Raw genomic sequence first — 7,969 nt, forward strand, 5'->3', positions numbered from 1 at the left:
ATCGGGTGCAGGTGGCGGCGCTGGATTGTTCAATGCTGTAACAAATTCCTCTGTCACGGCCGTCGCATTAATGCCTGCGCACGCAAGGCTTCTGGTAAAACCCGTGCTTCGTCTTTGTCCTGGAGCCTTCATGCCCTCTCGTTTTATCGCCCGCCTGGGCCTGCGCTGGCTGCCCCTGCTGTGCATGGCTGTACTGATCGTCGGCCTGCCGGTCGGCTGCGCCGTGCTGCAACACAAGGAACGCGAGCTGGTATTTCGCATCGAGCCGGGTACTGCCGGCTGGTACACCGGCCTGCCCAAAGCAGTGCAGGAATTCGAACTCAAGCCCGCCAGTTTCAAATCAGGGCAGAACATTCATGGCTGGTGGTACCCGGCAACCAACCAAGACGCGCCGGCCATCCTCTACCTGCACGGGGTGCGCTGGAACCTCACGGGCCAGTTGTTTCGCATCGAGCAATTGCACGCCCTGGGCTACTCGGTATTGGCCATCGACTATCGCGGCTTTGGCCAAAGCCAGGGCGACCTGCCTTCGGAAACCACGGTGTACGAGGACGCACGCATCGCCTGGGAGCGCTTCCAGACCCTGCAACCAGACCCCAGCAAGCGCCTGATCTACGGGCATTCCCTGGGTGGCGCGGTGGCCATCGACCTCGCCGCCGAGCTGGGCAAGCAGGTACCCCTGCCGGTACGCGGGCTGGTGATCGAATCCACGTTCACCTCCCTGGCGGATGTGGCCACGGCGGTCGCCAACACCTCATTGCCAGTGCGCTGGTTGCTGTCGCAGAAGTTCGATTCCATCGACAAGATTGCCGATATTAATATGCCGCTGCTGGTGGTCCACGGCCTCGACGACCGCTACGTGCCACCGCGTTTCAGCCAACAATTGTTTGAAGCCGCCCAGGAACCCAAGCACCTGCTGCTGGTGCCAGGCGCCAGCCATAACAACAGCATGAGCCTGGCCGGGCGCAACTATGGGCAGGCGCTGGACAACCTGATGCGCACGAAGATGCCCGCCCAGGTGGTGACGCACTCCACAGCTCGCGACAACGCGTCATAAACACGCTTTTCGGCACTGGGTTCGCGCTTGGCTGTCAAGCGCAAACCCTGCCCATGCTGGCCCAAAACAGAAGTTGATCAAATAATGACCTTCTTTGAAATCGCCAACGCTGCCGGGCCTTCGTAAAGTTATCCACAGAGATACCCACGGTTTTCGTGGACAACTCTTTTTATATTTTTACGTTTTTTTTGCTCAGGCAGCGCTTCCAGGTTAAGGAGCAGGTGTCGGCGTAAAAGGCCCGGGCGACCCACCATTGCGTTTACATCACCAGCCGATTAATCTCGCATAAACACGCAAAAAAGCGCACAAACATGCATAACACCCATCAAGCTATCGACCTGCCTTCCTTGCGCAAACAGAAGATCCTGTTGCTGCTCGAACGCGACGGCAAAGTCACGGCGTCGGACCTGGTCGAGCATTTCGCCGTGTCCCAAGACACCATCCGCCGCGACCTCAGCGAACTCGCCGCCGCCGGGTTGCTGCAACGCGTACACGGCGGCGCCCTGCCCCGGCCCAAGGATACCGGCAAGGACTTCTTTACCCGCGTCGGCGAGACCAACGAGGTCAAGCGCCACCTGGCGAGAGTGGCTGCGCAGCGGGTCGAAGACGGCCAGATCGTACTGTTCGATTCCGGCTCCACCACCCTGCAGATCGCCCAGTCATTGCCGCACTCGATCCGCCTCACCGTGGTCACCCCATCACCGATGATCGCCATTGCCCTGGCAGACCATCCCGATGTGAAAGTGATCCTCGCCGGTGGCCAGCTCAACCCCGCCACTCTGTCCACCGGTGGTCACGAAGCGCTGCGCTTGATCCAGGGCGTCAAGGCCGATCTGTTGTTTACCGGCGTGTGCGCCCTGCATCCGCAAATCGGCATCACCTCATTGCATTTCGATGAAGTGGCGGTCAAGCAAGCCTTGCTCGACAGCGCCTCCCATGTGGTGGCAGTGACCACGGCGGATAAACTCGGTGCGGTTGAACCTTTTGTAGTGGCGCCGTGCAGCCGTATTCAGACACTGATTACCGAGTGGGGCGTACCAGGTGTGGACGCTTACGAGCGGTTAGGTCTGGAGGTACTGCGAGTGGCTGTTGAGTAAGGTCAGGGCATCGGTGACGGCATGACCGCTGGCGGTATTATCGAAGATGCACCAGGTGGGGGTTCCGTGTTCAACCGATCGACGTAACAAGCGCGAGTATGCCTGCAGCCGCTCGGGCCCATAAGCACTGTGATAAATCTGCGGCGAACCATGCAGGCGCCAGTAACGCACGCCTTGCCAGGCATCGCCCGGCTCGATTACCGCAGGGTCGGCGGTGACCCAACCGATCTCAAAGGCCTGTAACAAGGTTGCAGCCGCGAGCCAACTGGCATGGCGAGGCTCAAGCACCACAGCACCGGCAAAACGTTGGCGCAGCGCGTCGAAAAAAGCGCCGGCAATCTCAGGCTCATAACGCAGGGACGGTGGCAGTTGAATCAGCAGGCAACCCAGTTTTTCTTCCAGTTGCAGGCATTGCGCGAGGAACTCGTCCAATGCCGTACCACAGTGTTGCAAGCGCAGTTCATGGGTAATTCGCTTGGGCATCTTGACCGAAAAGCGAAACCACGAGGGCACTGATTCACGCCAACGCTCATAGGTTTGAGGCAGATGCGGCCGATAAAACGAACTGTTGATTTCCACTGCGTTGAAACGCGAGGCATAGCGCTGCAGGTGGGTGCCCTCTTCGGCAAATTCTGACCAGTGCTGGCGTGGCAGGCTCCATCCAGCGCATCCCACATACACAGGCAGCGTCAAAACAATACCTTGGCCGCATCACGCATGAATATCTCGATGGTCTTGGGTCCAACCCCCTCGAACTCCCCGAGGCGCTTTTCAAAGGCCGGGCGATCTTCGCTGGCCTCCCTCATCCGAGTGATCCTGCCCCCGTACTCGGCATTCAACTTGGCGCTCAGATCCAGCAGACGCTGGGCAGTGGTCTCGTCATAACGCACGTAATGCGCCCGCCCCAACATCGCAACCAATTGCCGGGAAGTGCAGTGCTGCAGCTTGCGCGCAGTATCCCGCTGCTCCTCTTCGACAATCACCCGGTACGCCTGGGCGGCAATAGGCGCCTGAATGCGCTTGCCCATCAGAAAGCTCGCGATAAACCACTTGAACAGGCTGCTGTCATCGTCGGGTTTGAGCTCGATGCCCAGTTCAGACGCACTGATGGCACGCGCCATGCTCAATGCCCCTTGCTGAGCTTCTCGTTGATCGCATTCGTCTGGCGTTCAATGTCCTTGATCGAGGTCGGCGTCACGACCTTGTCGATGGTTTCGGTCTTCGGGTTGGGACGCTCCAGGGTCTGCCCTTTGGTCGCGTCAGCCTTACCCTTTTGTGCATCTTCAGAGCTGATGGGTGCGGGGGTTTTATCGGCGTTCTGGTGCTCGGTCACGGTTCAATCTCCTGGCAATGACGGCCGCCTGAAAGTGGCGGCCCTATGCAGCAGAGCGCTGTGAATTTGGATTAGTTCAAGGAAATTGCCAAGCCTTACCGCTGGGTCAACAAGCGCAAAAAAATTTAAACCTTTTGCACAAGTGCCCGCTCAACACTTAGGTATACGGCATCCATTAACATCCATGACCCAAGGAGACACTCGACCATGAGTTCGCAACTCGAAGGCAAGCACATCCTCGTCATCACTTCCAACACCGGCATCGAGCGCGATGAGCTGCTCAAGCCCCTGGAAACCCTGCGTGGCTACGGCGCCACCGTGACCCACGCCTCCAGCAAGGGTGGCAGCACCCAGACCTTTGTCGGCGATACCGAAAAGGCCGGCACTGTAGAATCCGACGTGCAATTGTCGGATGTGGACAGCAGCAATTTCGATGCGCTGGTCATCCCGGGCGGGACGGTGAATGCCGACACCTTGCGCCAGGATGCTGCCGCGCTGCGCTTGATCAATGACTTCGCCCAGGCCGGCAAAACCATCGCGGCAATCTGCCACGGGCCATGGGCGCTGATTGACGCTGGCGTGATCAAGGGCAAGACCCTGACCGCGTATAAGAGCGTACGTATCGACCTTGAAAACGCCGGTGCTGCGGGTGTGGTCGATGCCGAGGTCAAGGAGTGCAAGGCCAACGGCTGGACCTTGATCACCTCACGTACGCCGGACGATTTGCCGGCGTTCAACGAGGCGATTGCCAAGGCTGTCGCCGGCTGATCACTGCGTTAAAATGAGATCAGGCGCCCAATGGGCGCCTGTTTTCTTTGTGCTGAGCGGCGTTGTGCAACCCAGCCAGCGCCTGACCATGCAAGCTGCACGACAGTGCGCTACCGCAAAATATCCATCTATATGATTTAAAACATAATTTTATAACGGCACAAGTTGGTACGCCTGATGCAAAAGCCTCACTACGAGGCGTGCGTTTCGACACGCCCGATAACTACCCGTGAGGTTCTACATGAATGCCATCGACCTTCTCAAAGCCGACCATGAACGCGTGAAAGCCCTGTTGACCCAGCTCAGCGAGTCCACTGAGCGTGGGGTGAAAAAACGCACCGAGTTGCTGGCCAAGCTCGAGATGGAAATCACCCTGCATACCAAGCTCGAAGAAGAAATCCTTTACCCCGCATTCAGGAAAGCCGGCGGCAAGGAACAGGACATCATGTACCACGAAGCCAAGGAAGAGCACCGCACCGTCGACGCACTGGTGCTGCCCGACCTGAAGCAGACCGAGCCGTCCACCACCGAATTTTCCGGTCGCGTCAAAGTGGTCAAGGAATTGCTTGAGCACCACATCGAAGAGGAAGAAACCGAAATGTTTCCCCAGGCCAGAAAGCTGTTGGGCAAGGCGGTGCTTGACGAGTTGGGGGCTGAAATGGAGGCGATGAAAGCAGCCTATAAAAAAACCCTGACCCGTAAACCATTGGCTGCCTGATGCCCAAGTCGCCTTAACGCAAACAGGCGCCTCGATGGGCGCCTGTTCAGTGTGTTGCACAAGGCTCAGTGTTTGTGTTGCTGCGCCATCTCACGCTTGGGCCCGAACATCGCCCACGCGATCAAGCCCAACAGCGGTACAAAGATCAGGATCACCAGCCACAACCCCTTGGTTTCCCAGCCACTGGTACTGCGCAATACGACGTTGATTGCCCATAATTCCAACAGCAGCAGAATCACCGCCAGCGCGATCCAGATATATTCTAATTGCATGAGTCACCTCCTAAAGTCTATGCATTAGGTCACGCATTAGCGCTGAGGGTTCCATCGGATTTCCAGCCAGCCTACCCTTGTTGATGCTCTAGAAAACCTCACGGCACCGGCAACCAGCCACTGAAACCGGCCTGGTGAGTCAACGCGCACCAGGCAAAATCCTCTGCCGGGGCCCAGAGCGCCTGGTGCTCGACACCCGGCAATGGCGCGCCCTTCCAATCGAACACCCTTGAACCTCGCCAGGCCAACACCACGCCCTGGGCCTGGCTTTGATCGGTATTGACCCAACAGGCCGCCGAGGCGGCCATAAAGGCTTCGATGGGTTCGTCGTCGATCTGCGCACAGTACGCGGAGCCCAATAGCCAGCGGCACACGTTCAGGTGGTAGGTCCAGTCCAGCGGTGGCTGATGGCGGTAGGCCCAGGTCATGAAACTGCGAAACAGGTTCAACCCATCCGGCGGGTCAAGCTTGAGCAGCGCCGGGCAGATATCGAACAAGGTGTGCCAATGGGGCAACAGGCGTGCATCCAGATGCACAAAACAGCGGGAGTTACTGGGGTAATCCGGCAGCGCCGGTTCCGCACGCAGGCGGCGAGCCGCCTTGCTGACCAGGCGGCTGGCGCCTGCAGGCAATAGAGAATTCATGAATCGCACTCACAGTCGTGACGATAGAACGCCTCCTGGTTACAGGAGGCCCAAGGCACACGTCAGGATGCGGGGGAAGCGCGAGGGTTGGCTGAGGGCCAGGAATAACGCGGCGGTGCCTTGTTGCGCCGCTCATGGGCAGGACGCGGGGTTTGCCCCAGGCCCAACAACCAGGCCAGGCCGATCAGGAAGACGATGGCAACGGTGACGGCACTGCAGACTGGGCAGGCAAAGTAGTTCGAGATGTTGCTGGAATTTGGGTTGGCCAACCCTTTGTCGGAAATTGGCAACTGCCCGCCGTCCACCGAACAGAACAGCCCACCGATGCCATTGAGTTGCTGGCCCATCATCTGGCCATGCCCCAAACCGCAGGCGAACAGGTTCATCAGCACGCAGAAGTACAGGGCCCAGGCGATCAGCGAACGGTCACAGTGGCGCAATTTCATGGCGGCGACTCTACCACCGAAGCCGCAAAAGGATGAAGTGCAGTGCGCACCTGTGGCAGAACGTCGCAGATTACGCCGGCCAGCCAGGGTTGCTAGACTGTGCGCCCTCCTCGTTTCTACGTTTCAAAGCCTGGCTTTCAAAGCCTGATGTGTAGATCCAGAGCAATGCAGGCGTTTCACAGGATGCACAGTTGATGAGTACGTTATTCAACCGCCGCAAAGTGCTGACCGGCATGGGCCTGTTGGGCCTGGGCAGCCTGCTGGGCGGCTGTGACTACAGCCCCAAGCTGAATTTCAAATACGGCAAGGACCTCAGTGACAAGATCATGGGCCGCACCTTCAAGCTCAAGAATACCGACGGCGAAACCGTCACCCTGAGCTCGTACCGTGGCCTGATGCCGGTCGTGTTCTTCGGTTTCACCCAGTGCCCGGCGGTCTGCCCGACCACCCTGGCACGCGCCGCCCAGGCCAAGAAACTGATGGGCCGCGACGGTGAAATCATGCAGGTAGTGTTCATCACCCTCGACCCCGAGCGCGACACCCCCGAAATCCTCGACAAGTACGTCAAGGCCTTCGACCCCAGCTTCGAAGCGCTCCACGGCACGCCGGAAGAAATCGCCGTGGCCGCCAAGGAGTTCGGGATCTTTTATGAAAAGATCCCCGCCGGCGACACCTACACCCTGTCCCACACCGCCACCAGTTTCGTGTTCGACACCCGTGGCAACCTGCGCCTTGGCTTGCAGGCGTCCCTTACCGCTAAAGAGTGCGCAGAAGACCTGCTCACCGTCATGGAGGTCTGCTAATGACTGCCGTTCAACACCTCAAACGCCTGACCCTGGGCCTCACCCTGCTGGGCCTCGCCGCCCACGCCAGCGCCCAGGTGCTGGTGACCGACGCCTGGGTACGCGCCTCCGTACCAGGCCAGCCATCCAGCGGCGCGTTCATGACGGTCACCGCCGACCGCGACAGCAAACTGTTGAGCGTGGCCTCGCCGGTGGCCAAGGACGTGCAGATCCATGAAATGAGCATGAAGGACGACGTCATGCGCATGGGCCCGGTGGACTCGGTGGCCCTGCCCGCAGGCAAAGCAGTCAAGCTTGATCCGGACGGCTACCACGTGATGCTGATGGGCCTGACCGGTCAGATCAAGGAAGGCGACCAGGTGCCGCTGACCCTCACGGTGCAGGATGCCAAGGGTGAAAAGCAGATCGTTGAAGTCAAGGCCGCGGCCAGGGGCCTGGATGGCATGGATCACAGCAAGATGGATCACAGCAAGATGCATTGATTGCTGCATCCGCGTCCCCCTGTGGGAGCGGGCTTGCTCGCGAAGGCGGTGTGTCAGCCAACATCAATGTTTGCTGGACCGACGTCTTCGCGAGCAAGCCCGCTCCCACATTTGATCTTCGCTGCCTTGAGCATTTCGTTCGCTTAACTGACCCGCTCCCACAGAAAAGCAGAAGCGCCGCCAGCGTATCTACGATGCGAAGCGAGTCGCTCTTGATCTGGCTTTTGATCTCAGGCGCCCCGTTAAACCACGCTGGCCGAACGCAGGCTTGAATCCGTGGGTAACCCGGCAGGACGCCGGGTTAGCCGCACTGGGCCAGGGATGGCCCATTGCGGCGGCCCACGGATTC

12 protein-coding genes are annotated in these 7,969 nt (G+C 59.2%); 6 read left to right on the top strand and 6 right to left on the bottom strand.

Annotated features, from left to right (window positions below; translation table 11 throughout):
• Positions 1 to 130: 130 nt before the first annotated feature.
• Complete coding sequence (locus tag JFT66_RS28005) at positions 131 to 1,057, top strand: alpha/beta hydrolase (RefSeq protein ID WP_034119243.1); 927 nt, start codon at positions 131 to 133, stop codon at positions 1,055 to 1,057.
• Positions 1,058 to 1,368: 311 nt separating this feature from the next.
• Positions 1,369 to 2,154 (top strand): DeoR/GlpR family DNA-binding transcription regulator, encoded by a 786-nt coding sequence (locus JFT66_RS28010; protein ID WP_153871774.1) that lies wholly within the window; start codon positions 1,369 to 1,371, stop codon positions 2,152 to 2,154.
• Here JFT66_RS28010 and JFT66_RS28015 read toward each other — a convergent pair.
• The 3 genes from JFT66_RS28015 to JFT66_RS28025 are packed head-to-tail and all read right to left on the bottom strand — an operon-like array spanning position 2,119 to position 3,487.
• Positions 2,119 to 2,841, bottom strand: coding sequence for a DUF72 domain-containing protein (locus JFT66_RS28015; RefSeq protein ID WP_198860538.1), 723 nt, complete (start codon positions 2,839 to 2,841; stop codon positions 2,119 to 2,121). The genes JFT66_RS28010 and JFT66_RS28015 overlap by 36 nt on opposite strands.
• Before the next feature lie 2 nt (positions 2,842 to 2,843).
• A complete protein-coding gene (locus JFT66_RS28020) occupies positions 2,844 to 3,275 on the bottom strand; it encodes a DNA methylase (protein WP_153839374.1) in 432 nt (143 codons plus the stop codon).
• 2 nt (positions 3,276 to 3,277) lie between these two features.
• The gene (locus JFT66_RS28025; RefSeq protein ID WP_034119240.1) at positions 3,278 to 3,487 is read right to left on the bottom strand and encodes a hypothetical protein; all 210 of its coding nucleotides are present in this window, start codon (positions 3,485 to 3,487) and stop codon (positions 3,278 to 3,280) included.
• A 207-nt stretch (positions 3,488 to 3,694) separates the two neighbouring features.
• On the opposite strand from JFT66_RS28025, the gene JFT66_RS28030 reads away from it, so the two are divergent.
• On the top strand, positions 3,695 to 4,255 hold the full coding sequence (locus tag JFT66_RS28030) for a type 1 glutamine amidotransferase domain-containing protein (RefSeq protein ID WP_198860535.1): 561 nt from the start codon (positions 3,695 to 3,697) through the stop codon (positions 4,253 to 4,255).
• 241 nt (positions 4,256 to 4,496) lie between these two features.
• Positions 4,497 to 4,973, top strand: coding sequence for a hemerythrin domain-containing protein (locus JFT66_RS28035; RefSeq protein WP_198860536.1), 477 nt, complete (start codon positions 4,497 to 4,499; stop codon positions 4,971 to 4,973).
• A gap of 65 nt (positions 4,974 to 5,038) precedes the next feature.
• Here JFT66_RS28035 and JFT66_RS28040 read toward each other — a convergent pair whose 3' ends face one another.
• The 3 genes from JFT66_RS28040 to JFT66_RS28050 all read right to left on the bottom strand — a co-directional run bounded on the left by JFT66_RS28040 (position 5,039) and on the right by JFT66_RS28050 (position 6,335).
• Positions 5,039 to 5,245, bottom strand: a complete 207-nt coding sequence (locus JFT66_RS28040; RefSeq protein ID WP_034119237.1) for a PLDc N-terminal domain-containing protein — start codon at positions 5,243 to 5,245, stop codon at positions 5,039 to 5,041.
• A gap of 98 nt (positions 5,246 to 5,343) precedes the next feature.
• Positions 5,344 to 5,889: a putative natural product biosynthesis protein gene (locus JFT66_RS28045; RefSeq protein WP_153839370.1), complete on the bottom strand. Its 546-nt coding sequence runs from the start codon at positions 5,887 to 5,889 to the stop codon at positions 5,344 to 5,346.
• 62 nt (positions 5,890 to 5,951) lie between these two features.
• A complete protein-coding gene (locus JFT66_RS28050; RefSeq protein WP_153871772.1) occupies positions 5,952 to 6,335 on the bottom strand; it encodes a DUF2946 domain-containing protein in 384 nt (127 codons plus the stop codon).
• A gap of 194 nt (positions 6,336 to 6,529) precedes the next feature.
• Here JFT66_RS28050 and JFT66_RS28055 point away from each other — a divergent pair, with 194 nt between their 5' ends.
• On the top strand, positions 6,530 to 7,138 hold the full coding sequence (locus JFT66_RS28055) for an SCO family protein (RefSeq protein ID WP_198860537.1): 609 nt from the start codon (positions 6,530 to 6,532) through the stop codon (positions 7,136 to 7,138).
• Positions 7,138 to 7,620, top strand: coding sequence for a copper chaperone PCu(A)C (locus JFT66_RS28060; RefSeq protein ID WP_153839369.1), 483 nt, complete (start codon positions 7,138 to 7,140; stop codon positions 7,618 to 7,620). Before JFT66_RS28055 ends, JFT66_RS28060 begins: the two co-directional genes overlap by 1 nt.
• Positions 7,621 to 7,969 lie beyond the last annotated feature (349 nt).

The sequence above is a fragment of the Pseudomonas sp. MF6755 genome, assembly GCF_016405635.1.
In the GTDB taxonomy this organism is placed as follows: domain Bacteria; phylum Pseudomonadota; class Gammaproteobacteria; order Pseudomonadales; family Pseudomonadaceae; genus Aquipseudomonas; species Aquipseudomonas haemolytica.

Bases quoted from the DNA above. Each gene is read 5' to 3' on its own strand.
- JFT66_RS28005 (WP_034119243.1), top strand. From the start codon at position 131: ATGCCCTCTCGTTTTATCGCCCGCCTGGGCCTGCGCTGGCTGCCCCTG.
- JFT66_RS28010 (WP_153871774.1), top strand. From the start codon at position 1,369: ATGCATAACACCCATCAAGCTATCGACCTGCCTTCCTTGCGCAAACAG.
- JFT66_RS28020 (WP_153839374.1), bottom strand. From the start codon at position 3,275: ATGGCGCGTGCCATCAGTGCGTCTGAACTGGGCATCGAGCTCAAACCC.
- JFT66_RS28030 (WP_198860535.1), top strand. From the start codon at position 3,695: ATGAGTTCGCAACTCGAAGGCAAGCACATCCTCGTCATCACTTCCAAC.
- JFT66_RS28035 (WP_198860536.1), top strand. From the start codon at position 4,497: ATGAATGCCATCGACCTTCTCAAAGCCGACCATGAACGCGTGAAAGCC.
- JFT66_RS28040 (WP_034119237.1), bottom strand. From the start codon at position 5,245: ATGCAATTAGAATATATCTGGATCGCGCTGGCGGTGATTCTGCTGCTG.
- JFT66_RS28045 (WP_153839370.1), bottom strand. From the start codon at position 5,889: ATGAATTCTCTATTGCCTGCAGGCGCCAGCCGCCTGGTCAGCAAGGCG.
- JFT66_RS28050 (WP_153871772.1), bottom strand. From the start codon at position 6,335: ATGAAATTGCGCCACTGTGACCGTTCGCTGATCGCCTGGGCCCTGTAC.
- JFT66_RS28055 (WP_198860537.1), top strand. From the start codon at position 6,530: ATGAGTACGTTATTCAACCGCCGCAAAGTGCTGACCGGCATGGGCCTG.
- JFT66_RS28060 (WP_153839369.1), top strand. From the start codon at position 7,138: ATGACTGCCGTTCAACACCTCAAACGCCTGACCCTGGGCCTCACCCTG.